The 24,165-nt window shown below is 66.0% G+C and carries 20 protein-coding genes and 2 pseudogenes; 13 read left to right on the forward strand and 9 right to left on the reverse strand.

Translation table 11 applies throughout. The features are described from left to right. Positions 1 to 24: 24 nt before the first annotated feature. The 6 genes and pseudogenes from DMB80_RS19100 to DMB80_RS19125 all read left to right on the forward strand — a co-directional run. Positions 25 to 1,728: pseudogene (locus tag DMB80_RS19100) on the forward strand (protein kinase family protein); the annotation flags it as partial. Positions 1,729 to 1,777: 49 nt separating this feature from the next. Beyond that, positions 1,778 to 2,353, forward strand: coding sequence for an RNA polymerase sigma factor SigM (gene sigM / locus DMB80_RS19105; protein ID WP_111511302.1), 576 nt, complete (start codon positions 1,778 to 1,780; stop codon positions 2,351 to 2,353). A 56-nt stretch (positions 2,354 to 2,409) separates the two neighbouring features. Next, a pseudogene (locus DMB80_RS19110) lies at positions 2,410 to 2,664 on the forward strand (hypothetical protein); the annotation flags it as partial. Between the two features lie 83 nt (positions 2,665 to 2,747). Continuing rightward, positions 2,748 to 3,743 (forward strand): thioredoxin-disulfide reductase, encoded by a 996-nt coding sequence (trxB, locus tag DMB80_RS19115; RefSeq protein ID WP_111511303.1) that lies wholly within the window; start codon positions 2,748 to 2,750, stop codon positions 3,741 to 3,743. Beyond that, a complete protein-coding gene (trxA, locus tag DMB80_RS19120; protein ID WP_046365053.1) occupies positions 3,740 to 4,075 on the forward strand; it encodes a thioredoxin in 336 nt (111 codons plus the stop codon). The genes trxB and trxA overlap by 4 nt, the downstream gene beginning before the upstream one ends. Positions 4,076 to 4,148: 73 nt before the next feature. Beyond that, positions 4,149 to 5,336 (forward strand): N-acetylmuramoyl-L-alanine amidase, encoded by a 1,188-nt coding sequence (locus DMB80_RS19125; protein WP_111511304.1) that lies wholly within the window; start codon positions 4,149 to 4,151, stop codon positions 5,334 to 5,336. 10 nt (positions 5,337 to 5,346) lie between these two features. On the opposite strand, the gene DMB80_RS19130 is transcribed toward DMB80_RS19125, so the two are convergent. From DMB80_RS19130 to rpmH, 9 genes are all read right to left on the reverse strand, one after another. After that, positions 5,347 to 6,084: an acetyltransferase gene (locus DMB80_RS19130; protein WP_111511305.1), complete on the reverse strand. Its 738-nt coding sequence runs from the start codon at positions 6,082 to 6,084 to the stop codon at positions 5,347 to 5,349. A gap of 217 nt (positions 6,085 to 6,301) precedes the next feature. Further along, positions 6,302 to 7,297 carry a ParB/RepB/Spo0J family partition protein gene (locus tag DMB80_RS19135; protein ID WP_111511306.1) on the reverse strand — a complete coding sequence of 332 codons (996 nt, stop codon included), beginning with the start codon at positions 7,295 to 7,297 and terminating at the stop codon, positions 6,302 to 6,304. Positions 7,298 to 7,349: 52 nt separating this feature from the next. After that, a complete protein-coding gene (locus DMB80_RS19140) occupies positions 7,350 to 8,282 on the reverse strand; it encodes a ParA family protein (protein ID WP_111511307.1) in 933 nt (310 codons plus the stop codon). Further along, complete coding sequence (rsmG, locus tag DMB80_RS19145) at positions 8,279 to 8,962, reverse strand: 16S rRNA (guanine(527)-N(7))-methyltransferase RsmG (RefSeq protein ID WP_111511352.1); 684 nt, start codon at positions 8,960 to 8,962, stop codon at positions 8,279 to 8,281. The genes DMB80_RS19140 and rsmG overlap by 4 nt, the downstream gene beginning before the upstream one ends. Positions 8,963 to 9,033: 71 nt before the next feature. Next, complete coding sequence (locus DMB80_RS19150; RefSeq protein WP_111511308.1) at positions 9,034 to 9,600, reverse strand: Jag family protein; 567 nt, start codon at positions 9,598 to 9,600, stop codon at positions 9,034 to 9,036. Positions 9,601 to 9,635: 35 nt separating this feature from the next. Then, complete coding sequence (gene yidC, locus DMB80_RS19155; protein ID WP_240431279.1) at positions 9,636 to 10,712, reverse strand: membrane protein insertase YidC; 1,077 nt, start codon at positions 10,710 to 10,712, stop codon at positions 9,636 to 9,638. Between the two features lie 43 nt (positions 10,713 to 10,755). After that, a complete protein-coding gene (gene yidD, locus DMB80_RS19160) occupies positions 10,756 to 11,064 on the reverse strand; it encodes a membrane protein insertion efficiency factor YidD (RefSeq protein ID WP_205538787.1) in 309 nt (102 codons plus the stop codon). A 29-nt stretch (positions 11,065 to 11,093) separates the two neighbouring features. Beyond that, the gene (gene rnpA, locus DMB80_RS19165) at positions 11,094 to 11,465 is read right to left on the reverse strand and encodes a ribonuclease P protein component (protein ID WP_111511311.1); all 372 of its coding nucleotides are present in this window, start codon (positions 11,463 to 11,465) and stop codon (positions 11,094 to 11,096) included. Between the two features lie 21 nt (positions 11,466 to 11,486). Then, positions 11,487 to 11,630 carry a 50S ribosomal protein L34 gene (gene rpmH, locus DMB80_RS19170; RefSeq protein ID WP_046365060.1) on the reverse strand — a complete coding sequence of 48 codons (144 nt, stop codon included), beginning with the start codon at positions 11,628 to 11,630 and terminating at the stop codon, positions 11,487 to 11,489. Positions 11,631 to 12,238: 608 nt separating this feature from the next. On the opposite strand from rpmH, the gene dnaA reads away from it, so the two are divergent. The 7 genes from dnaA (at position 12,239) to gyrA (ending at position 24,162) form a co-directional block, all read left to right on the forward strand. Next, complete coding sequence (dnaA, locus tag DMB80_RS19175) at positions 12,239 to 13,708, forward strand: chromosomal replication initiator protein DnaA (RefSeq protein ID WP_111511353.1); 1,470 nt, start codon at positions 12,239 to 12,241, stop codon at positions 13,706 to 13,708. 553 nt (positions 13,709 to 14,261) lie between these two features. After that, on the forward strand, positions 14,262 to 15,455 hold the full coding sequence (gene dnaN / locus DMB80_RS19180; RefSeq protein ID WP_073683224.1) for a DNA polymerase III subunit beta: 1,194 nt from the start codon (positions 14,262 to 14,264) through the stop codon (positions 15,453 to 15,455). A 31-nt stretch (positions 15,456 to 15,486) separates the two neighbouring features. After that, positions 15,487 to 16,380: a phosphogluconate dehydrogenase (NAD(+)-dependent, decarboxylating) gene (gnd, locus tag DMB80_RS19185; RefSeq protein ID WP_111511312.1), complete on the forward strand. Its 894-nt coding sequence runs from the start codon at positions 15,487 to 15,489 to the stop codon at positions 16,378 to 16,380. 13 nt (positions 16,381 to 16,393) lie between these two features. After that, on the forward strand, positions 16,394 to 17,554 hold the full coding sequence (gene recF, locus DMB80_RS19190) for a DNA replication/repair protein RecF (RefSeq protein WP_046365063.1): 1,161 nt from the start codon (positions 16,394 to 16,396) through the stop codon (positions 17,552 to 17,554). Next, complete coding sequence (locus DMB80_RS19195; RefSeq protein WP_111511313.1) at positions 17,551 to 18,108, forward strand: DUF721 family protein; 558 nt, start codon at positions 17,551 to 17,553, stop codon at positions 18,106 to 18,108. The genes recF and DMB80_RS19195 overlap by 4 nt, the downstream gene beginning before the upstream one ends. A 215-nt stretch (positions 18,109 to 18,323) precedes the next feature. After that, entirely contained in the window at positions 18,324 to 20,351 is a 2,028-nt protein-coding gene (gyrB, locus tag DMB80_RS19200) for a DNA topoisomerase (ATP-hydrolyzing) subunit B (RefSeq protein ID WP_111511314.1), read from the forward strand. A 22-nt stretch (positions 20,352 to 20,373) separates the two neighbouring features. Beyond that, positions 20,374 to 24,162 carry an intein-containing DNA gyrase subunit A gene (gene gyrA / locus DMB80_RS19205; RefSeq protein ID WP_111511315.1) on the forward strand — a complete coding sequence of 1,263 codons (3,789 nt, stop codon included), beginning with the start codon at positions 20,374 to 20,376 and terminating at the stop codon, positions 24,160 to 24,162. The last annotated feature ends 3 nt before the right edge of the window (positions 24,163 to 24,165 follow it).

Genomic DNA, 24,165 nt, shown 5'->3' on the forward strand with positions numbered 1-24,165 from the left:
TGCAGCCCCTGAACGCCCGGGCCAACACATCGCGCGCGTGGCAGCGACCGCCCCCCCGTCGTCCCGGCGGTGCCCGCGCCCGCCCCCGCCGAGCCGGCCGACCCCCCCCCCGCCACCGCCGCCTCGCCGACCGAGGCGATGCCTGCCGTCGGCACGCCGCGCCCCCGCGCCGACTACAGCAATGACCCCACCCGCGAATCGCTGGCGTTCGATCCGCCCCGCGAACCACCGCTCGAGGCGGCGAACGCGGCGGAGGACATGCACCTCATTCCCGGTGCCACCGTCGGCAAGGGCCGTTACCGCCTGCTCGTCTCCCATGGCGGACCGCCCACCCTGCAGTTCTGGCAGGCGCTCGACACGGCGCTGGACCGGCAGGTCGCCCTGACGTTCGTCGACCCGGACGGAACGCTGCCGGCGAGCGAGGTGCAGGCGATCCTGGATCGCACCCAACGGCTGGGTCGCATCGACGTGCCCGGGGTGGCGCGGGTTCTCGACGTGATGCCGACCGGCACCGGCGGCCTCGTCGTGTCCGAATGGATCCGAGGCGGGTCCCTCGCCGAAGTCGCCGACACCTCCCCCTCCCCGATCGGGGGTGCCCGCGCCATCCAGTCGTTGGCCGCGGCGGCGGAGGCGGCGCATCGCAGCGGCGTCGCGCTGGCCATCGACCATCCGGCCCGCATCCGCGTCAGCATCGAAGGTGATGTGGCGCTTGCCTTCCCGGCGACGCTCCCGTCGGCTACCCCGGACGACGACATCCGCGGCATCGGCGCGGCGCTGTATGCGCTGCTGATCAACCGGTGGCCGCTGCCCGAGAGCGGCCAACCCAGTGGGCTCGCCGCCGCCGAGCTGGACACCGCGGGCCAACCCGTCGAACCCCGCACCGTCGACCGGGACATCCCGTTCCAGATCTCCGCGGCCGCCGCCCGAGCTGCGCAGGAGAACGGCGGGATCCGCAGCGCCTCGACGATGCTGAACCTGCTGCAGCAGGCCACGGCGATCGCTGACCGCACCGATCACCTCGCCCCGGTCGACGAGACTGCGACCCCGGCGCCGGGTGTCCCCGGCGCCCCGGTCGATCCCGACGACGCGGCCCGGCGGCGCAAGCGCCTGATCATCGGTGTCAGTGTGGCCGCCGCCGCGGTGGTACTCGTGGTGATCCTGCTGGCGACCGTGCTCAGCAACATCTTCGGCGACGTGGGCAACGGGCTCAGCGGTGACGAGCTCGGCCTCAACGCCCCGACGTCGTCGCAGCCGGGCAGCAGCTCCACCGATGCCGGGTCCGTCGTGAAACCCGTTCGCGCCACGGTGTTCTCGCCCGAGGGCGAGGCCGATGCGCCGGATCTCGCCGGCTTGGCGATCGACGGCGATCCGAGCACGGTGTGGCCCACCGACACCTACAGCGACGCGGCCCCCTTCCCCGGGTTCAAGAACGGTGTCGGCCTGATGCTGCAGCTGCCGCAGCCGACCACGCTGGGTTCGGTCGGCATCAACGTCAACAGCACCGGCACTGCGGTGCAGATCCGTTCGGCGACGTCGGCGTCACCGTCCTCGCTGGATGACACGACCGCGCTCACCCAGCCCACGACGCTCAAGCCCGGAACCAACACCATTTCGGTCGAGAACGCCGCCCCGACGTCCTATGTGCTCGTGTGGATCTCCACGCTGGGACAGGTCAACGGGCAGAGCCGTACCGACGTCTCGGAGATCACGCTCAAAGCCGCCGGCTGACCGAAAACTGGTGCGCAGGGCCCCCGCTCGGTCCGCCTAGGGTTCGGCTGTGGGGATTTTCTCGGGGCACAGCGACGGCGTGGTGCGGCCGCGCACCGACTCCGAGTTGCTGGCCGCGCACGTCGCGGGCGACCGCTACGCGTTCGAGGAACTCTTCTATCGCCACCACCGGCAGCTCTACCGTCTCGCGACGCTGACCACCGCCGATCCCGACGACGCGGCCGACGCGCTGCAGGACGCCCTGCTGGCGGCGCACCGCACCGCCGGCGCCTTTCGGCACGATTCCGCAGTCAGCAGCTGGCTGCACCGCATCGTGGTCAACGCCTGCCTGGATCGACTGCGCCGCAACAAATTCCGCGACCACGCTGCACTCGACGAACAACTTGCCTGCGGCACCGACCCCACCCGCCACATCGACACAGCGATCGTGATCGAACGGGCGCTGCTGACGCTGCCGATCGAGCAGCGCGCCGCGGTGGTGGCGGTCGACATGCAGGGTTTTTCGGTCGCCGAGACCGCGCGGCTGCTCGGTATCCCAGAAGGCACGGTCAAGAGTCGGTGCGCGCGGGCCCGGGCCAAGCTCGCGGCATCCCTGACGGTGTTCGCCGGCGATCACATCGAATGAACCCGGTCGGATAGCCTCAGACGGTCAGCGGACAACGCAACCGGCGGGGGTGGACGATGGGTGACGACCTCGAACCCGTCACGCCGGAACTCCTGGCAGATTTGCAGGCCGGCCTCCTCGACGACGACACCGCCGCCGCGGTGCGCCGCCGGGTACGCACCGATCCCGAGGCGGCGCAGATGCTGGCGGCGCTCGACACCGTCCGTCGCGAACTGAGCCGTCTCGGCGCCGAGCCGGCTTCAGCGCCGGAGGTACCCGCCGAGGTCACGGCCCGAATCGGTGCCGTGTTACGCGCGGCAGAACCACCCTCGAAACGCCACTGACCCGCCCGGGCGGCCATCGGGAACACCCCGGCCTACCCTGGTGTTCAAGGATTGCAGGCAGAAAGGCACTCATGACCTCCTCGTCCACCGTCCACGACGTGATCATCGTCGGTTCCGGCCCGGCCGGGTACACCGCCGCCGTCTACACGGCGCGGGCCCAGCTGAAGCCCCTCGTGTTCGAAGGCACCCAGTTCGGCGGTGCTCTCATGACCACCACCGAGGTGGAGAACTATCCCGGGTTCCGGGATGGCATCACCGGCCCCGAGCTGATGGACCAGATGCGCGAGCAGGCGCTGCGCTTCGGTGCCGACCTGCGCATGGAGGACGTCGACTCGGTCGACCTGACCGGACCGGTCAAGAAGGTCACCGTCGGTGACGAGACGTTCCAGGCCCGCGCCGTCATCCTCGCGATGGGCGCCGCGGCCCGCCACCTCGGTGTACCCGGCGAAGACGCGCTGCTGGGCATGGGTGTGAGCACGTGCGCCACCTGCGACGGCTTCTTCTTCCGCGATCAGGACATCGCCGTGGTCGGCGGTGGCGATTCGGCGATGGAGGAGGCCACCTTCCTCACCCGGTTCGCGCGCAGTGTGACGCTGATCCACCGCCGCGAGGAGTTCCGCGCCTCCAAGATCATGCTGGAGCGTGCCGAGCAGAACGAGAAGATCACCTTCCTGACCAACACCGCCGTGGAGTCCATCGAGGGCGACCCGAAGGTGACCGGCATCAAGCTCCGCAACACCGTGACCGGGGAAGAGTCCGCGCTGGCGGTCACCGGTGTGTTCGTGGCGATCGGTCACGATCCGCGGTCGGATCTGGTGCGCGGGCAGGTCGATCTCGACGACGAGGGTTACGTCCAGGTCGTCGGTCGCACCACCTACACCTCGGTCGACGGAGTCTTCGCCGCAGGCGATCTGGTGGACCACACCTACCGGCAGGCCATCACCGCTGCCGGAAGTGGTTGTGCTGCAGCCATCGACGCCGAACGGTGGTTGGCCGACCACGCTGAGCCGGGCGAACGAACCTCCACCACAACCGAAGACACCGATCTGATTGGAGCGCAGCAATGAGCGAGTCCACCTCGGCGACCGTAGCCGTCACCGACGATTCCTTCTCGCAGGACGTGCTGTCCAGCGGCACCCCGGTGCTCGTCGATTTCTGGGCGACCTGGTGCGGGCCGTGCAAGATGGTGGCGCCGGTACTCGAGGAGATCGCATCCGAGAAGGCCGGCGCCCTGACGGTGGCCAAGCTCGACGTCGACGAGAACCCGGCGACGGCGCGGGACTTCTCGGTCGTGTCGATCCCGACCATGATCTTGTTCAAGGACGGTCAGCCGGTGAAGCGGATCGTGGGTGCGAAGGGCAAGGCTGCGCTGCTGCGCGAGCTCGCTGACGTGCTCTAGCGGACGCATACGGCCCCGGGACACTTCCCTGGGGTTTTCCGGAATCCTCTCCCCTTCTGAGAGAATGCTGCCTATGTCGAGTCTGCGTCGCGGTGACCGTTCTGCAGCGGTCACCGAGATCCGGATCGCGTTGGCCGCCCTGGGCATGCTCGACGATCCCGACGACGACCTGGCCACTGGGCGCAGAGTCGCCGCCGATGTGTTCGACGGCGAGCTCGACCACGCGGTCCGCGCTTTTCAACAGCATCGTGGTCTCCTCGTCGACGGGATCGTCGGCGAGGCGACCTATCGCGCGATCAAAGAGGCCTCCTACCGCCTGGGCGCGCGAACCCTGAACCACCAGTTCGGTGCCCCCATGTACGGCGACGATGTCGCCACCCTGCAGGCGCGCCTGCAGGATCTGGGGTTCTACACCGGATTGGTAGACGGCCACTTCGGGTTGCAGACCCACAACGCGCTGATGTCCTACCAACGCGAGTACGGACTCTTCCCCGACGGTATCTGCGGGCCGGAAACGCTGCGCTCGCTGTACAACCTGGGATCCCGCGTGACCGGCGGCTCGCCGCATGCAATCCGTGAGGAGGAGCTGGTGCGTAGCTCCGGACCTCGCCTCTCGGGCAAGAGGATCATCATCGATCCGGGGCGCGGCGGTGCTGATCACGGTCTCATCATGAACGGACCGTCGGGACCGCTCAGCGAGGCAGACATCCTGTGGGACTTGGCCAGTCGGCTCGAAGGCCGGATGACGGCCATCGGCATGGAGACCTTCCTGTCTCGGTCTGCGGGTGCCTCCCCCACTGACGCGGAACGTGCCGCTACCGCCAACTCCGTCGGCGCCGATCTGATGATCAGCCTGCGGTGCGAAGCGCAGGCGAGTCCGGCGGCCAACGGCGTCGCGTCGTTCCACTTCGGCAACTCGCACGGCTCGGTGTCCACCATCGGGCGCAACCTCGCCGACTTCATCCAGCGAGAGGTCGTGGCACGCACCGGGTTACGTGATTGCCGCGTGCACGGCCGGACGTGGGATCTGCTGCGCCTGACGCGCATGCCCACCGTGCAGGTGGACGTCGGCTACATCACCAATCCCGGTGACCGGGCCACCCTCGTCTCCCCCGCGGCCCGCGATTCTCTGGCCGAGGGCATCCTCGCGGCCGTGAAGCGGCTCTACCTTCTCGGTAAGAACGACCGTCCCACAGGCACATTCACGTTCGCCGAACTACTCGCCCACGAATTGGCCGTCGAACAGTCACGCCGCAGCTAGCGGAAGACGGCTAGCAGTTCGCCGCCGCGCCGGCACCGACCGGTTGCTGCAGCTGCGCACTTTGCAGCAGGCGCTCCAAGGCGGCTTCGACACCGGCTTTCCACCCGAGACCCTGCTCCAGTTCCAGCCGGAGCCGCGGGAAGTAGGTGTGGTGGGACACGACGACGAAACCCGCATCGAGGAGGAGATCGAGCGGCATCACACAGGTGCCCATCGCGCAGTCACCGAGGGTCTCCAGCACAGGTTGCACATCCGGCGGCACCTCGGCCATGTCCGTCAATTCGTCAGCGACAGACGAGCGGCCGAACGCTTCCAGCGCGCGCACACCCCGTCGCACGAGATCGCCGACGACTCCCGTGATCAATGCTCGCGACAGATCCTCATGACCGGGGCCCGTCTCCACGCCCAGCGACGTTAGAAGAACTGCGTCGGCGCTGACCGGTCCGGTCGGGAAGCGACTCGCCCGCGGCACACTGCGCGGCGGCGCATAGAAGGCGTACCCGAGGCACGGCTCGTCACCCGTCTCGTCATCGGGCACCGGTGTCGAGTACTCGACGGCGAGCTGCCCGCACGACCCCCACTCGAGCATCACCATCGACAGCCAGGCTTCCTTCTCGAATTCGGGATCCGAGAGGTTCCGGTCGTCCCCGACAGTGAGCGGATCGACCTCCCAGTACACGCACCGACGCGCGTGCTTGGGCAGCTGCTCGAACGCTTCGAGCCGCAGAGGCGTGATTCGTGCAGTCACTACGCTCCCGGAGGTCTCCGCCGCGAAGGGGTGCGCGGCTGCCCCTCCAGAATAGAAGGCGCGGACCCAGCCGGCCGGATCCTGCGCCGTCCGACCTCCTGCTGAGCGGTTGCCGCCGAAACAGATTGGCGCTCAGCGCCTTTCCCGGCGGCGCCGCGAGCGGGCCCGGGCCGCGGTGGCCGACTGTCACAGTGACGTAACGGCCGCGTGTGGTTGGTCACCGGGCTGTCGAGTTCATGAGGTCCACAATTCGTTGCAAATCGTCGACGGATCCGAATTCGACGACGATCTTGCCCTTGCGCTTGCCCAGGCTGACCGTCACACGGGTGTCGAACGCCGACGAGAGCTGCTCGGCCACGTCCTGCAGCCCTGGCATCTGGATCGGCTTGCGACGCGGCGCCGGCGGGGCGCCCGCACCTTCCCGGTTCGCCAACGTGACGGCTTCTTCGGTGGCTCGCACCGACAGACCTTCGGCGACGATGCGCGCGGCGAGTTCCTCCTGCTGCTCGGGCCCGCCCTCGAGGGCGAGCAGAGCCCGCGCATGGCCCGCAGACAGCACACCCGCGGCCACGCGGCGCTGCACCGCGATCGGCAGGCGAAGCAGGCGGATCATGTTGGTGATCACCGGACGCGAGCGGCCGATGCGCGCGGCCAGTTCATCGTGGGTCACGGCGAACTCGTCGAGCAGCTGCTGGTAGGCGGCCGCCTCTTCCAACGGGTTCAGCTGCACGCGATGGATGTTCTCCAGGAGGGCGTCACGCAGCATGCTGTCGTCGGCGGTCTCCCGCACAATCGCGGGGATCGTCGCGACGCCTGCCTTCTGCGCTGCACGCCAGCGGCGCTCCCCCATGACCAGCTGGTAGCGCACCGGCGCATCCCCGGTGGCGGGGACAGCGCGCACGACGATCGGCTGCATCAAGCCGAACTCGCGGATGGAGTGGACGAGTTCGCTCAGCGCTTCCTCGTCGAACACCTGTCGGGGCTGACGCGGATTGGGATCGATCTGCGACGGGGCGATCTCCCGGTACACCGCGCCGACGTCACCGGCTGCCGGCGGAGCTTCCGAGGGCGGTGCACCGAACACGGCGTCGGCGGCAGCAGCACCCATCCGGGGCCCGGTGGTGGCCGGCTCATCACCCTCGGCCGGGCCCGTCGGGATCAGCGAAGCCAAGCCGCGCCCGAGACCACTGCGCTTACGTGCCGGGTTGTTCATCCATGTCCTTCGTTCGTCGCACCGCTAGAGGTTCGGGAGATCAGACTCGGGATCACTGCCGTGCTGCGGGCGCGCCACGCTGCGCGAGTTCGCGGCTCGCGTCGAGGTAGCTCATCGCTCCCCGCGACCCCGGGTCGTAGTCGATGATCGTCATGCCGTAGCCGGGCGCTTCCGAGACTTTGACGCTGCGCGGGATCACGGTCCGCAGCACCTTGTCGCCGAAGTGCGCTCGAACGTCGACGGCGACCTGGTCCGCCAGCTTGGTGCGCCCGTCGTACATGGTCAGCACCACGGTCGTCACGTTGAGTTCGGGGTTCAGGTGCGACTTGACCATCTCGATGTTGCGAAGCAGCTGACCCACGCCCTCGAGCGCGTAGTACTCGCACTGGATCGGGATCAGAACCTCGGGCGCAGCCACGAGTGCATTGATGGTCAGCAGGCCCAGCGACGGTGGGCAGTCGATGAACACGTAGTCGAAGTCGTGGTGCTTGAGCTCGGAGAGTGCGGTGCGCAGTCGTCCCTCGCGGGCCACCATGCTGACGAGCTCGATCTCCGCACCGGCGAGGTCTATGGTCGCGGGCACGCAGTACAGGAGCTCGTTGTGCGGACTCTGCTGCAGCGCGCTCTCCACGGGGATCTCCCCGATGAGCACCTCGTAGGACGACGGTGTCCCCGGCCGGTGCTCGATACCGAGCGCGGTGCTCGCGTTGCCCTGCGGGTCCAGGTCGATGACGAGGGTGCGCGCGCCCTGCAGTGCCAACGCCGCAGCGATGTTGACCGCTGTCGTGGTCTTGCCGACGCCGCCCTTCTGATTGGCAACTGTGAAGATTCGCTGGCGTGCTGGCTTCGGCAGAAGTCCCTCTGACGCCGCGTGCATCAACCGGACAGCGCGCTCCGCCTCCGCCCCAATGGGGGTGTCGGCGTCATGAGTGCCCCACGTTTCACGTGGAACATCCGCGCCCGGCTCCTCGGCCGTTGACGTCACCGCTGTCTCCTTCCCGCCGGAGTCCGACGGCGCCGCTCCTCTTCCAGAAACCCAACGACTACTGTCGCGGGCGGGTCCACGAAATCCGCGCCACACGTCTTCACCTCAATGTTGATGAGGCCGAGCGCAGCCAGAGATCTGCGGTGCTCCTGCACCTCATCCGCCGCCCGCTCGCCTTTCATTGCGAGCATTCGACCACCGGGACGCAACAGGGGAACGCTCCACCTGGCGAGCTTGTCCAGCGAAGCCACCGCGCGCGACACAACCGCATCCTGCTCCCCCACGACATCTCGAACGGCTCTGTCTTCCGCACGCCCGCGCACCACGACGGAATTCAGGCCCAGCTCTGTGATGGCTTCCCGAAGGAAATCGCTGCGGCGAAGCAGCGGCTCGATCAGCGTCACCTTCACGTCTGGCCGCGCCAGCGCCAACGGTATCCCGGGGAGCCCAGATCCGCTCCCGATGTCCGCGATCGACTCACCATCGGCCACCACGTCAGCTATTGCGACGCTGTTGAGGATGTGTCGATCCCAGAGTCGCTCCACCTCGCGGGGTCCGAGGAGACCTCGTTCGACACCCGCGCCGGCCAGGATCTCGGCATATCGACATGCGGCATCGGCGGCGTCACCGAAGACTGCCGCGACCGCCGCGGGCGGCGCTGGCACCTCCGCATGTTTCACGTGAAACATCCTCCGCCTCGAGACCTGACCATGGCACGCTCACCGAACTACATCGGTGTAACTCCGCGCTGTCAGTCGACGAGGACGACCACGCGACGTGAGGGCTCCACACCCTCGCTCTCGCTGTGCACCCCGTCAACGTCAGCCACGGCGTCGTGCACGATCTTGCGCTCGAACGGCGTCATCGGCGACAGCTCTTCACGCTCACCGGTCTCCAGCACGCGGTGTGCCACCTTGCTGCCCAGAGCCGCCAGCTCGTCACGTCGCCGCTTACGCCACTGCGCGATATCGAGCATGAGCCGGCTCCGCTCGCCGGTCTTCTGATGAACAGCCAACCGGGTCAGCTCCTGCAGAGCGTCGAGCACCTCGCCCTTGCGCCCCACGAGCTTGGTCAGGTCTCCCCCGCCATCGATGCTCACCACTGCACGGTCGCCCTCGACGTCGAGATCGATGTCCCCGTCGAAGTCCAACAGGTCCAGCAGCTCCTCGAGATAATCGCCGGCGATCTCGCCTTCGGCGACCAGTCGCTCCTCGAGGTCAGTCGTACCTGAACCGGCTTCGTTCGCCGCCTCGTCCACGGTCACGGTGGAGTCCACCTGCTCGAGCTCTTCTGTGGTTGTCGTCTCTGAATTCGTCATGGTTTACCTCTTCCTCGTTCGCGGTCGCCCGCGCGTCAACGTTTCCGCTTCTTAGGGCGTGCGCCCGGTTTGGGAGTACGACTCGCTGTCCCGTTCCGCGTGGCGGCACCGCTGCTGTTCGTGCTGGCGCCATTACTGGTGCTGGCGCCCGAAGTTCCATTCGGGCTGCCCGAGCCTTGTTCGGAGCCAGTTGCTTCGGTGATCTCGACACCGTCGGTCCCATCCACCGATTCACCTTCGAGGCGCGGGCCCTTCTTACGGCTCGGCTTCGCTCCCGGCGCGGGTGCGTTCGCCGCCCGCCGCTCGAGCGCCTCCTGCTTCTTGGCTTCCTCTTCCTTCTCGATCTTGCCGAAGACGTAGTGCTGCTGACCGAAGGTCCAGATGTTGTTGGAGAACCAGTACAGCAGGATGGCCAACGGGAGGAACGGACCGCCGACGACGACGCCGAGCGGGAAGACGTAGAGCGCGAGCTTGTTCATCATCGCGGTCTGCGGGTTGGCTGCCGCTTCCGGTGACTGGCGAGCCACTGAGGCGCGGCTGTTGAAGTAGGTCGCGACGCCCGCCAGGATCATGATCGGCACACCGACGGCGACAACGGCCGGGCGGTGGAATTCGGTGAACGCCTCCAAACCGTGCTTCTGGATCATGGTCGCGCCGAGCGGTGCACCGAAGAGGTTGGCGTCCAGGAAGTGGCCGACGTCGGTGGCGCTGAAGAAGTAGTTGCCGAGGCTGCGGTTCTCCTCGACGGACAGACCCAGCCGGCCGATGCCGGTCTGCGTCCGGTTGAACGACATCAGCACGTGGTAGAGCCCCAGGAACACGGGAACCTGCGCGAGCATCGGCAAGCATCCGAGGATCGGGTTGAACCCGTGCTCCTTCTGCAGCTTCTGCATTTCCAGCGCCATGCGCTGACGGTCCTTGCCGTACTTCTTCTGCAGAGCCTTGATCTGTGGCTGCAGCTCCTGCATCTGGCGGGTGGTGCGGATCTGCCGCACGAACGGCTTGTAGAGAATCGCGCGCAGCGTGAACACCAGGAACATCACCGACAGCGCCCAGGCGAAGAAGTTCGACGGACCCAGCAAGAACGCGAACGCCTTGTACCAGACCCACATGATCGCCGACACCGGGTAATAGATGATGTCGAGGCTGAAGAAGTTAAACACGCGGCAGACTCTTCCCTTGCTGATCCGGTTGGTCTTCTCGGTCTACTGAGTCGCTACAGAGGCCACCGATACTCACGGGGGTGGCGTCACTGTGACGTTGACGGTCGGTGCGATCCGGTATCGGATCCCACCCTCCGTTATGCCATGGTCCGCATTTGAGCAGGCGAACGAGTGCCAGCCAGCTCCCCCGCACCAACCCGAACTCGGTCAAGGCCTCGACCGCGTACTGGCTGCAGGTGGGGGTGAAGCGACACGTCGGGAGCCGCAGTGGGGACACCGTGCTGCGGTACAGCTGGATCATCCACACCAGGGCACGGACCGCACGTGCACTCACGAGGGGGCGTCCTTCGATGTGTGTGCCCGATTCCTGATGCGCCGCAACGCGGTCCGCAGCTGCTGCTCGAGGCGAGGCGACACGGCGTGCCGACTACCCGGGAGGGCGCGAATCACCACCCGGTCGGTGACGTCCAATTCGGGGAGAACGGTGCGTGCGACATGACGGAGACGCCGCGACACCTGATGGCGTTGGACGGCGTTGCCCACCGCTTTGGAGACGACCAAGCCGACCCGTGGTCCGGCTTCCTCGGTCTGATCAGAACGCAGGCAGTAGACGACGAGATCGGGCTGCGCGGCCCGCGTCCCTCGACTGACTGTGTCACCGAACTCGGTCGACCTGGTCATCCGGTTCTGTGCCGGAAGCACCGCGTCAGACCTGGGGTCGCGTCACGCAGTCAGTGACTGACGGCCTTTGCGGCGCCGGCCGGACACGATGGCACGCCCCGCGCGGGTGCGCATCCGCAGCCGGAACCCGTGCACGCGTGCGCGGCGCCGGTTGTTGGGCTGGAAGGTCCGCTTGCCCTTGGCCACGGCAGTCACTCCTTGTTGGTCTGGCCCCCACGCTCGTCCCGCCATTCCTGACGGGCATCACGCTGTCGGCCGTTGGTAAGCTCGGCGGTCTTGCTGTACCGGCGCGGCCCCCGGGGTGAGCCGGATCGCAGCCGTATCGCCACGTGCGGGCGACTGTTCGAGGGTACTGACGAGAATTCGCCGGGTCAAACTTGCGCCAGACTGGTGCAGCGCTCCCCCATCCGGCCGGTGTTCATTCGCCGCAACCGCACGTCAGCAGCATCACATTCACCTCAACAGTCACGGGCATCTGGAACGATTGAGCCACTCGGAATTACCCTTCCCCGCAATGTTGCAGAACTGTTGGCACTCAGAGAGAAAACTGTTAGCTTCTGGCAAGGCCGATTCCATGCCGGAACGGCGCAAGACAACGAAGCGAGGATCGTTCACTCGGTCGAGAGCCCACCACGTGTCACCACGTAGTGATGAGCTCCGACCTTTGGCAGCCTCGCTGGTAGACAGCGGACAACGACGGATTCCTGCATTTCCACAACCTGTGGATAACTTTGTGGACAGTTCGTCCTTGTGGTGTAGCCGACGTCGCGTCGGCCGGTAGGGGGTGGGTGTTCTTGTCAGCCGACCCCGACCCACCATTCGTCTCCATCTGGAACAACGTCGTCACCGAACTGAACGGTGAACGCGGTTCTGTGAATGGAACCCTCACCCCTCAGCAGCGAGCCTGGCTCAAACTCGTCCAGCCACTCGTCATCACTGAGGGGTTCGCACTGTTGTCGGTGCCCACCCCGTTCGTGCAGAACGAGATCGAGCGTCATCTTCGCGAACCGATCATCGCCGCCCTGAGCCGGCAGCTCGGCCAGCGAGTCGAGTTGGGGGTCCGCATCGCCGATCCCGAACCCGAGGCCACTCCGGCCCTGGCCCCTGTCGCAGTTGCCGACAGTGACGACGACCTCGTCGATGACGACCTCGCCGCGAGGGCGAGCGCCGAGGAGAACTGGCCCAGCTTCTTCGCCAACCGGGGAGCCAACGCGAGCACCGACGATGCCACCGCGATCAACCTCAATCGTCGCTACACCTTCGACACGTTCGTGATCGGCGCCTCCAACAGGTTCGCCCACGCCGCGTCGCTCGCCATCGCCGAAGCGCCGGCCCGCGCCTACAACCCGCTGTTCATCTGGGGCGAATCCGGTTTGGGCAAAACGCATCTGCTGCACGCCGCCGGTAACTACGCCCAACGGCTGTTCCCCGGGATGCGGGTCAAGTACGTCTCCACCGAGGAATTCACCAACGACTTCATCAACTCGCTGCGCGATGATCGCCGTGCGTCGTTCAAGCGCACCTACCGCGACATCGACGTCCTGCTGGTCGACGACATCCAGTTCATCGAGGGCAAGGACGGCATCCAGGAAGAGTTCTTCCACACGTTCAACACCCTGCACAACGCGAACAAGCAGATCGTCATCTCCTCCGATCGGCCGCCCAAACAGCTCGCAACCCTGGAGGACCGGCTACGCACTCGCTTCGAGTGGGGCCTGATCACCGATGTGCAGCCACCGGAGCTCGAGACCCGTATCGCAATTCTTCGCAAGAAGGCGCAGATGGATCGGCTCGACGTTCCTGACGACGTGCTCGAGCTGATCGCCAGCCGCATCGAACGCAACATCCGCGAGCTCGAAGGCGCACTCATCCGCGTCACGGCTTTCGCCTCGCTGAACAAGACCTCGATCGACAAGTCACTCGCCGAGATCGTGCTCCGTGATCTGATCTCCGATTCGTCGACGATGCAGATCAGCACCGCCGCGATCATGGCAGCGACCGCGGAATACTTCGAGACCAGCATCGACGAATTGCGCGGCCCCGGTAAGACGCGGGCGCTCGCTCAGTCCAGGCAGATCGCGATGTACCTCTGCCGTGAACTCACCGATCTCTCGCTCCCCAAGATCGGTCAGGCATTCGGTCGCGACCACACCACGGTCATGTACGCGGAGAAGAAGATTCGCGGCGAGATGGCCGAGCGGCGTGAGGTCTTCGATCACGTGAAAGAACTGACGACACGGATTCGGCAGCGCGCCAAGCGCTGATCGTCACACACCTCTGGTTGCCCTGTCGCCGCGCCCGCGCGGCTCCGTTGTCATGCCCTCAGCGCCAAAAAACTTTGCCCTCATTGGCACCTCCAGTCACAGCAGCGCCCTGGGGAGCACCTGTGCACAACCTGTTGCCAACACGGCCGCGGATCGGGGGGTTTCTCCCCAGATCGCCGTTCATCCCCAGCCCGCCCTCGGGACCACACCGACCATGCACAGCTCCCCCACAACCGCGCACTGGCACTGGCCTGCGGGAAGCCGCCCGTATCCCCAGTTTGCACAGCACCTAGTACTACTGCTCATTTCTCTCTATCAATTCTTCTCAGAAGAAGGGTCCTGGGGAAAGCACACGGTGGACGGCTCCGTAGCGCCTGTTCGCGGCGCGTTGTCAGCCCGATCGTTTAGCTTTCAACTTGGAGCGGAAAGCTCTACGGTGGTTCATCGACAGCCGTTCCGGTCGTCGCAGCGTGTCGTAGCGGCGCGGTGTGCCCGTCGGAGAAATCGCTGATCATGGCTTCATCGGGGTGTACATCGAAGGGACGCAACCAACGTGTCGACGTCAACGGTAGGTCTGACGGACTTGAAGTTCCGGCTCAGCCGCGAGGAGTTCGCCGACGCGGTCGCCTGGGTGGCCCGTAACCTTCCGTCCCGGCCGACGGTGCCCGTCCTCGCCGGTGTGCTGCTGACCGGATCCGACGAGGGTCTGACGATCTCCGGATTCGACTACGAGGTCTCGGCCGAAGTGCAGATTGCCGCCGAAATCGCCTCTCCTGGAAGCGTTTTGGTGTCGGGCCGGTTGCTCTCCGACATCGTGCGTGCGCTGCCCGCCAAGCCGGTCGATGTGAGTGTGGAAGGCACCCGCGTCGCGCTGACCTGCGGCAGTGCCCGGTTCTCGCTGCCGACCATGGCCGTCGAGGACTACCCGACGCTGCCCACGCTTCCCGACGAGACCGGTGTGGTCTCGGCAGATCTGTTCGCCGAGGCCATCGGCCAGGTCGCCGTGGCTGCCGGTCGGGATGACACGCTGCCGATGCTGACCGGGATCCGTGTGGAGATCTCCGGGGAGAAGGTCGTGTTGGCCGCCACCGACCGGTTCCGGCTCGCGGTGCGGGAACTGACATGGTCGACGGCGACCCCCGGCGTGGAGGCGGCTGTCCTGGTCCCTGCGAAAACACTTGCAGAGGCTGCCAAGGCCGGAACCGACGGCAACGAGGTCCACTTGTCGCTGGGGAGCGGCCCGACCGTGGGTAAAGAGGGCCTGCTCGGAATTCGCAGCAAGGGCAAGCGCAGCACCACCCGATTGCTGGACGCCGAATTCCCGAAGTTTCGCCAGCTGCTGCCGACCGAGCACACCGCGGTGGCCACCATCGGTGTCGCCGAGCTGACCGAGGCGATCAAGCGTGTCGCCCTGGTGGCCGATCGTGGCGCGCAGGTGCGGATGGAATTCGCAGATGACGTACTGCGGCTCTCGGCCGGCGCCGACGATGTCGGCCGGGCGGAGGAAGATCTGCCGGTCGAGTTCTCCGGCGAGCCGCTGACCATCGCATTCAATCCGACGTATCTGACCGACGGGCTGGGCTCGCTGCACGCCGAGCGAGTCACTTTCGGTTTCACCACTCCCAGCCGCCCTGCGGTTCTTCGCCCGGCAGGCCAGGATGATTCGAGTAGCGACGGGGCGGGACCCTATCCGGCGGCACAGACGGACTACGTCTATCTGCTGATGCCGGTTCGTCTCCCCGGCTGATCGCACGCACTGACGACAGAAGGGCGCGGACATGCAGCTGGGTCTCATCGGCCTGGGCAAGATGGGTTACAACATGAGGTCGCGCCTGCGTGACGGCGGGCACGAGGTGGTCGGGTTCGACCCACGCCCCGAGGTCTCCGATGTCGCCTCGCTGGAGGACCTGGCGTCGGCGCTGCAGGCTCCGCGGGTGGTCTGGGTGATGGTGCCGTCCGGGCCGATCACCGATCAGACCATCACGGAGTTGGCCGGTGTGCTTTCCGAGGGCGATCTCGTCATCGATGGCGGCAACTCGCGCTACACCGAAGACAAGCCGCACGCAGAGTTGTTGGCGCAGAAGGGTATTGCGTTCATCGATGCCGGCGTCTCGGGTGGTATCTGGGGGTTGACCGAAGGCTACGGGCTGATGGTGGGCGGCAGCGACGACGATGTCGCGCGGGCCATGCCGATCTTCGACACGTTGCGGCCGCCGGGACCGGTCGAAGACGGTTTCGTGCACGTCGGCCCCGTCGGGGCGGGACACTTCGCCAAGATGGTGCACAACGGTGTCGAATATGCACTGATGACGGCGTACGCCGAGGGCTATGAGATGTTGGCCGCCGAGGATCTGGTGAAGGATCCCCAGGCCGTGTATCAGGCCTGGACGAATGGCACCGTGGTCCGGTCGTGGTTGCAGCAGCTGCTCGCCAAGGCGCTGAAAGAGGATCCGAATCTCAACGAGATCAGCGGCTACACAGAGGATTCCGGTGAGGGTCGGTGGACGGTCGAAGAGGCCATCCGACTGCGGGTACCGGTTCCGGGTATCGCGGCGTCACTGTTCGCGCGGTTCCTGTCGCGTCAGGACGACTCGCCGACCATGAAGGCTGTGGCAGCGCTGCGCAACCAATTCGGCGGGCACGCGGTGAAGAGGGTGAGCGAGTCCGGGTGAGCGAGGCGAACCGGTGTACGTACGTCGCCTCGCACTGACGGATTTCCGGTCCTGGCCGCGGGTGGAGATCGAGCTCGACCCCGGTCGTACCGTCTTCGTCGGATCGAACGGCTTCGGTAAGACGAATCTCGTTGAAGCGCTGTGGTATTCGTCGACACTCGGTTCGCACCGCGTTGCGACTGACGCGCCGCTGATCCGCGCGGGCGCCGATCGTGCCGTGATCTCCACCATCGTCGTCAGTGACGGACGAGAACTCGCCGTCGACCTGGACATCACGTCCGGCCGGGCCAACAAGGCCCGCCTGAACCGCTCCCCCGTCCGGTCGGCCCGCGAGATCCTCGGTGTGCTGCGTGCTGTGCTGTTCGCCCCGGAGGACCTGGCGCTCGTCCGAGGGGATCCCGGCGAGCGCCGGCGTTACCTCGACGACCTCGCCACGATCCGTCGACCCCGCATCGCCGGCGTACGCGCGGACTACGACAAAGTGGTGCGGCAGCGCACGGCACTGCTCAAAACGGCCTCCGGTGCTCGGTTCCGAGGTGACCGCTCGGCGTTGGAGACGCTCGACGTGTGGGACGGTCACCTCGCCGCCCACGGGGCTGCGCTGATCGCCGCGCGGGTGGAGCTGGTCAACGAGCTGGCGCCCGAAGTGGAGAAGGCGTACCAGTTGCTGGCGCCGGCCTCGAGGCCCGCAGCTGTGCGATATCGCAGCGGTGTGGATGTGGTGGAAGCCGAAGCTGCGGTGGGTAATACGGACATCGAGGTGTTCGAGGCGGCATTACTGGACGCGTTGAGCAGGCGCCGCGATGCCGAACTGGAGCGGGGCGTGTGTCTTGTCGGACCCCACCGGGATGATCTGGACCTGAGGTTGGGCGATCAGCCGGCGAAGGGTTTCGCCAGTCACGGCGAGAGCTGGTCCATGGCGTTGGCGCTGCGGCTCGCAGCGTACGAATTGCTTCGCAGAGAAGGAGGAGACCCCGTGCTTCTCCTCGACGATGTGTTCGCCGAGCTCGACACCGCACGTCGGGACGCTCTCGCGCGGGTCGCAGCCACCGCCGAGCAGGTGTTGGTGACGGCGGCAGTGCCCGAAGACATTCCGCGCGAGTGGGATGCGCGACGCATCGAGATCACGATGCGCGACGGTGACGAGGGCCGGGTATCGGAGGTGATGTCATGACCGACGCAGAGGATTCCATCGAGCCGCCGGCGCATCTGGCCCATCTCAAGGGAATGGACCTGGTCCGGCGTGCTCTCGAGGAGGCCCGCGGAGCCGCGCGAGAGCAGGGGAAGAACGTCGGTCGCGGGCGTCAGGCACCCGCGCCTCGGCGCACGGGCGCGTCGAGCCGGCGCCGGTGGTCCGGTCCCGGCCCCGATGTGCGGGATCCTCAGACCCTCGGTGCGGCGACCAGTGATGTGGCGCGCAGCCGCGGTTGGAACGGCCGAGTCGCCGAGGGCGCGGTGTTCGGGAGGTGGCATGAAGTGGTCGGTGCGCAGATCGCGGACCACGCAGTGCCGGCGTCGCTGACCGAAGGCGTGCTCACGGTGACCGCGGAGTCGACGGCCTGGGCCACGCAGTTGCGGATGGTGCAGGCGCAACTGCTGGCCAAGATCGCCGCGGCGGTCGGGGACGGTGTCGTCACGGCTCTCAAGATCGTGGGTCCGGTGGGTCCGTCGTGGCGGAAAGGCCCCTACCGGGTGCAGGGGCGGGGCCCGCGTGACACCTATGGCTGAGAGCCGCGAGAACGTGATCGGCGGCCGCGCGAAGCGTCTGGACCTATCTGGAGTCGGAAAAATCGACGCACGGCGCGATTAGGTGTGTCAAAACGCAGTTCCAGTGTCAGCCCTGACGCCATGTTTCGGTAGACTATCCAGGTGATCCGCGAGGGGGTCGTCAGATTCCCCGTGCAGGCTTCTGCCTGCCCAAGACCCAAGGAGACCCGCTCAACGTGGCTGCCCAGAAGAACAATGGTCCCACCGAGTACGGCGCCGATTCGATCAAAGTTCTCGAGGGTCTGGAAGCGGTCCGCAAGCGGCCAGGTATGTACATCGGCTCCACCGGTGAGCGTGGACTCCACCACCTGATCTGGGAGGTCGTCGACAACGCGGTTGACGAGGCCATGGCGGGCTTCGCCACCAAGGTCGACGTACGCATCCTGGAAGACGGCGGTGTCCAGGTCACCGACGACGGCCGCGGGATCCCCGTGGCCATGCACGCGACCGGCATCCCGACCATCGACGTCGTCATGACCGTCCTGCACGCCGGCGGGAAGTTCGAAGAGGGCGCCTACCAGGTCTCCGGTGGTCTCCACGGCGTGGGCGTCTCGGTGGTCAACGCGCTGTCGACCCGTCTCGAAGCCGACATCCACAAGGACGGGTTCGAATGGCACCAGACTTATGACAAGTCGGTGCCCGGCACGTTGCGCAAGGGCGAGCCGTCCAAGAAGACCGGATCCACGATCCGGTTCTGGGCCGATCCGGACATCTTCGAGACCACCACCTATGACTTCGAGACGATCGCGCGTCGCCTCCAGGAGATGGCATTCCTGAACAAGGGGCTGACCATCGAGCTGACCGACGAGCGGGTCGCCCCGGAAGAGGTCGTCGACGACATCGTCAGCGATCACGCCGAAGCGCCGAAATCCGCTGAGGAGAAAGCCGCCGAGAAAGCCGCTCCGCAGAAGGTCAAGCACCGGGTGTTCCACTACCCCGGCGGCCTGGTCGACTTCGTCAAGCACATCAACCGGACCAAGACCGCGATCCAGCCCAGCGTCATCGACTTCGACGGCAAGGGTCCCGGACACGAGGTCGAGATCGCGATGCAGTGGAACGCCGGCTACTCCGAGTCTGTCCACACCTTCGCGAACACGATCAACACCCACGAGGGCGGTACCCACGAAGAGGGCTTCCGGGCCGCGCTCACCACGGTCGTGAACAAGTACGCCAAAGACAAGAAGCTGCTCAAGGAGAAAGACCCGAACCTGACCGGAGACGACATCCGCGAGGGCTTGGCTGCCGTCATCTCGGTGAAGGTGTCGCAGCCGCAGTTCGAAGGTCAGACAAAGACCAAGCTGGGCAACACCGAGGTGAAGTCGTTCGTCCAGAAGATCTGCAACGAACAGCTCACACACTGGTTCGAGGCGAACCCGGCTGAGGCGAAAACCGTAGTCAACAAGGCGGTCTCGTCCGCGCAGGCGCGGATGGCGGCGCGCAAGGCGCGCGAGTTGGTGCGGCGCAAGAGCGCCACCGACATCGGCGGCCTGCCCGGCAAGCTCGCCGATTGCCGCTCGACGGATCCCACCAAGTCGGAACTGTATGTGGTGGAGGGTGATTCGGCCGGCGGCTCGGCCAAGAGCGGTCGCGACTCGATGTTCCAGGCGATCCTGCCGCTGCGCGGCAAGATCATCAACGTCGAGAAGGCCCGTATCGACCGCGTCCTGAAGAACACCGAAGTCCAGGCCATCATCACCGCGCTGGGCACCGGCATCCACGACGAGTTCGACCTCACCAAGTTGCGCTACCACAAGATCGTCTTGATGGCCGACGCCGACGTCGACGGTCAGCACATCTCCACGCTGCTCCTGACGCTGCTGTTCCGCTTCATGAAGCCGCTGGTGGAGAACGGGCACATCTTCTTGGCGCAGCCGCCGCTGTACAAGCTGAAGTGGCAGCGTAGCGAGCCCGAATTCGCCTATTCGGACCGCGAACGTGACGGGCTGCTCGAGGCGGGCCGCGCCGCTGGTAAGCGGATCAACGCCGAGGACGGCATCCAGCGTTACAAGGGTCTGGGCGAGATGGACGCCAAGGAGCTGTGGGAGACCACGATGGATCCGTCGGTGCGAGTGCTGCGGCAGGTGACGCTCGACGACGCGGCCGCGGCCGACGAGCTGTTCTCCATTCTGATGGGCGAGGACGTCGAAGCTCGACGCAGCTTCATCACCCGCAACGCCAAAGACGTTCGCTTCCTTGACGTTTAACTCTCACAGCTGAGGAAACTCCATGACTGACACCACCCTGCCGCCCGGCGACGAAGCCGGCGACCGGATCGAACCGGTCGACATCCAGCAGGAAATGCAGCGCAGCTACATCGACTACGCGATGAGCGTGATCGTCGGCCGCGCACTGCCCGAGGTCCGCGACGGCCTCAAGCCGGTGCACCGCCGCGTGCTGTACGCCATGTTCGACTCGGGCTTCCGGCCAGACCGCGGCCACGCGAAGTCCGCCCGGTCTGTCGCCGAGACGATGGGTAACTATCACCCGCACGGTGATTCATCGATCTACGACACCCTGGTCCGGATGGCGCAGCCGTGGTCGCTGCGGTACCCCCTGGTCGACGGGCAGGGCAACTTCGGGTCTCCGGGTAACGATCCCCCGGCCGCGATGCGCTACTGCGTCACCGCAGACGCGCAGGTGCGCCTGCCGTTCGGTCAGACAGTGCGGATCGGTGATGTAGTTCCCGGTGCACGACCGAATTCTGACAATGACGTCGAGATGAAGGTTCTGGATCGGCACGGTAATCCTGTGCTGGCCGACAAGCTCTTCCACTCAGGCGAACACCAGACGTTCACCGTCAGAACCGCGGAAGGCTACGAGGTCACCGGTACGGCGAACCACCCGCTGTTGTGTCTTGTCGACGTGGGTGGCGTACCGACGCTGTTGTGGAAGCTCATCGAGGAGATCGCTCCGAACGATCGCGTGGTCTTGCAGAGGACTCCCCCGGTGGAGTTCGGTCCTGGCGAATGGCACGACGTCATGGAAGCGCTGCTCCTCGGCGCGTTCATCAGCGAGGGCTTCGTCAGTGACACTCGCGCCGGCTTCAACAATCTCGATCGTGACTACTTCAATATGGTTGTTGCCGCCTATGACTCGGTGGTAGGCGGAGCCCGATACGTCTATGAACGGCAGATCGCGTCCGGATCTCACTTGCTCGAATTGGACGTCCACAACCTCTCGTCGCTGCGGCGAAGCCGCCTTGCTGAGCTTGTCGGTCAGCGTTCTGCTGCGAAAGCCGTACCCGAATGGTTGTGGAACTCGCCAGCAGCCGTGAAGAGGGCGTTCTTACAAGCGCTGTTCGAGGGCGACGGTTCCTGTTCAGCGCTGCCGCGCAACACCATCCAGGTGTCGTACTCCACGCGCAGCGGGCAGCTGGCGAAGGACGTGCAGCAGATGCTGCTCGAGTTCGGCGTGATTTCGCGTCGCTATCTGCACGCAACGGGCGAGCACAAGGTTGCGATCACCAATCGAGCACATGCCGAAGATTTCAGTGCTCGAGTCGGATTCGGTGGTGCCAAGCAGCGGAAATTGATCGGCTTGCTGGCAGCGCTACCTGAGCGGGCTGCTGGCCTCGACGGGGACCAGGTCCCTGGCCTCGCATCGTTCATACGTAGGGAATGCGGAAGTCGCTGGACTGACAAGGAGTGGCTCCGGAAGCACGCCGTGGATCGCATCTCCAGGTGGCGGCGAGACGGCGATGAGATTCTGAGTCACATTGCGGATGCGGACGTCAGGAACGTCGCGACAGACCTCACCGACGGCCGCTTCTATTACGCGCGGGTGGCATCGGTCACTGACACCGGGGTGCAGCCTGTGTACAGCCTGCGCGTCGATACCGACGACCATTCCTTCATCACCAACGGTTTCGTCAGCCACAACACCGAAGCGCGGCTGACTCCTCTGGCGATGGAGATGCTGCGTGAAATCGACGAGGAGACAGTCGATTTCATTCCGAACTACGACGGCCGGGTGCAGGAGCCGACCGTTCTGCCGAGCCGGTTCCCGAACCTGCTCGCCAACGGTTCCGGCGGCATCGCGGTCGGTATGGCCACCAACATGCCGCCGCACAACCTGCGTGAGCTCGCCGAGGCCGTCTACTGGTGCCTGGACAACCACGAGGCCGACGAGGAAGCCACGCTCACCGCGGTGTGCGAGCGCGTCAAGGGGCCCGATTTCCCGACCCACGGCTTGATCGTTGGATCGCAAGGGATTTCGGACACCTATCACACGGGCCGCGGTTCGATCCGGATGCGCGGTGTGGTCGAGGTCGAAGAGGATTCGCGCGGGCGGACCTCGCTGGTCATCACCGAATTGCCGTATCAGGTCAACCACGACAACTTCATCACCTCCATCGCCGAGCAGGTCCGTGATGGCAGGCTCACCGGCATCTCGAACATCGAGGATCAGTCCAGCGACCGCGTGGGTCTACGGATCGTCGTCGAGGTCAAGCGTGACGCCGTGGCCAAGGTGGTGCTGAACAACCTCTACAAGCACACCCAGCTGCAGACCAGCTTCGGCGCCAACATGCTCTCCATCGTGGACGGGGTGCCGCGCACCCTGCGCTTGGACCAGTTGATCCGCCACTACGTCAACCACCAGTTGGACGTCATCGTCCGGCGCACGCGGTACCGGTTGCGCAAGGCCAACGAGCGGGCCCACATTCTGCGTGGTCTGGTCAAGGCGCTCGACGCCCTCGACGAGGTGATCGCGTTGATCCGTGCGTCGGCCAACGTCGACGTCGCCCGCCAAGGCCTGATCGAGCTGCTCGACGTCGACGAGATCCAGGCCCAGGCGATCCTCGACATGCAGCTGCGGCGCCTGGCAGCTCTGGAACGCCAGCGCATCATCGACGACCTCGCGAAGATCGAGGCGGAGATCGCCGACCTCGAGGACATCCTGGCCAAGCCGGAGCGGCAGCGCGCCATCGTGCACGACGAGCTCAAGGAGATCGTCGACAAGTACGGCGACGACCGGCGCACCCGGATCATCGCCGCCGACGGTGAGGTGGCCGACGAGGATCTGATCGCGCGCGAGGACGTGGTGGTCACGATCACCGAGACCGGCTACGCCAAGCGCACGAAGACCGACCTCTATCGCAGCCAGAAGCGCGGCGGCAAGGGCGTCCAGGGTGCCGGCCTCAAGCAGGACGACATCGTCAACCACTTCTTCGTCTGCTCCACCCACGACTGGATCCTGTTCTTCACGACGCAGGGCCGGGTGTACCGGGCAAAGGCGTACGAGCTGCCCGAGGCGTCCCGCACGGCGCGCGGTCAGCACGTCGCCAACCTGCTGGCATTCCAGCCCGAGGAGCGCATCGCCCAGGTCATCCAGCTGAAGACCTACGAAGACGCGCCGTACCTGGTGCTCGCGACCCGCAACGGGCTGGTGAAGAAGTCGCGACTGGTCGACTTCGACTCCAACCGGTCCGGCGGCATCGTCGCGGTCAACCTGCGCGACGGTGACGAACTGGTCGGTGCGGTGCTCTGCTCCAGCGAGGACGATCTGCTGCTCGTCTCGGCCAACGGCCAGTCGATTCGGTTCTCCGCGACCGATGAAGCGCTGCGGCCGATGGGTCGCGCCACCTCGGGCGTGCAGGGCATGCGGTTCAACGGCGACGACTTGCTGCTGTCGCTGAACGTGGTCCAGCCGGATACGTACCTGCTGGTCGCGACATCGGGTGGCTACGCCAAGCGCACTGCGATCGACGAGTACCCCGTCCAGGGCCGCGGTGGCAAGGGGGTGCTGACCATCATGTTCGACAAGCGTCGTGGCACTCTTGTGGGCGCGTTGATCGTCGACGACGAGACCGAGTTGTACGCCATCACCTCAGGTGGCGGCGTCATCCGGACCGCCGCGCGACAGGTTCGCAAGGCCGGCCGCCAGACCAAGGGCGTCCGGTTGATGAATCTCGGTGACGGCGACACCCTGATCGCCATCGCCCGCAACGCCGAAGAGGGCGACGGTACCGACGAGGTCAACACCGACATCGGCGACGAGCCGACGACGGAGCAGTGAGGA

Origin of the sequence: Mycobacterium kyogaense (assembly GCF_003254575.1) — a bacterium.
Taxonomy (GTDB): domain Bacteria; phylum Actinomycetota; class Actinomycetes; order Mycobacteriales; family Mycobacteriaceae; genus Mycobacterium; species Mycobacterium kyogaense.

Excerpts from the sequence above, each read along its gene's own strand:
- trxB (WP_111511303.1), top strand. The coding sequence starts at position 2,748 with ATGACCTCCTCGTCCACCGTCCACGACGTGATCATCGTCGGTTCCGGC.
- trxA (WP_046365053.1), top strand. The coding sequence starts at position 3,740 with ATGAGCGAGTCCACCTCGGCGACCGTAGCCGTCACCGACGATTCCTTC.
- DMB80_RS19125 (WP_111511304.1), top strand. The coding sequence starts at position 4,149 with ATGTCGAGTCTGCGTCGCGGTGACCGTTCTGCAGCGGTCACCGAGATC.
- DMB80_RS19135 (WP_111511306.1), bottom strand. The coding sequence starts at position 7,297 with ATGAACAACCCGGCACGTAAGCGCAGTGGTCTCGGGCGCGGCTTGGCT.
- DMB80_RS19150 (WP_111511308.1), bottom strand. The coding sequence starts at position 9,600 with ATGACGAATTCAGAGACGACAACCACAGAAGAGCTCGAGCAGGTGGAC.
- yidC (WP_240431279.1), bottom strand. The coding sequence starts at position 10,712 with ATGTGGGTCTGGTACAAGGCGTTCGCGTTCTTGCTGGGTCCGTCGAAC.
- yidD (WP_205538787.1), bottom strand. The coding sequence starts at position 11,064 with ATGATCCAGCTGTACCGCAGCACGGTGTCCCCACTGCGGCTCCCGACG.
- gnd (WP_111511312.1), top strand. The coding sequence starts at position 15,487 with ATGCAGCTGGGTCTCATCGGCCTGGGCAAGATGGGTTACAACATGAGG.
- DMB80_RS19195 (WP_111511313.1), top strand. The coding sequence starts at position 17,551 with ATGACCGACGCAGAGGATTCCATCGAGCCGCCGGCGCATCTGGCCCAT.
- gyrA (WP_111511315.1), top strand. The coding sequence starts at position 20,374 with ATGACTGACACCACCCTGCCGCCCGGCGACGAAGCCGGCGACCGGATC.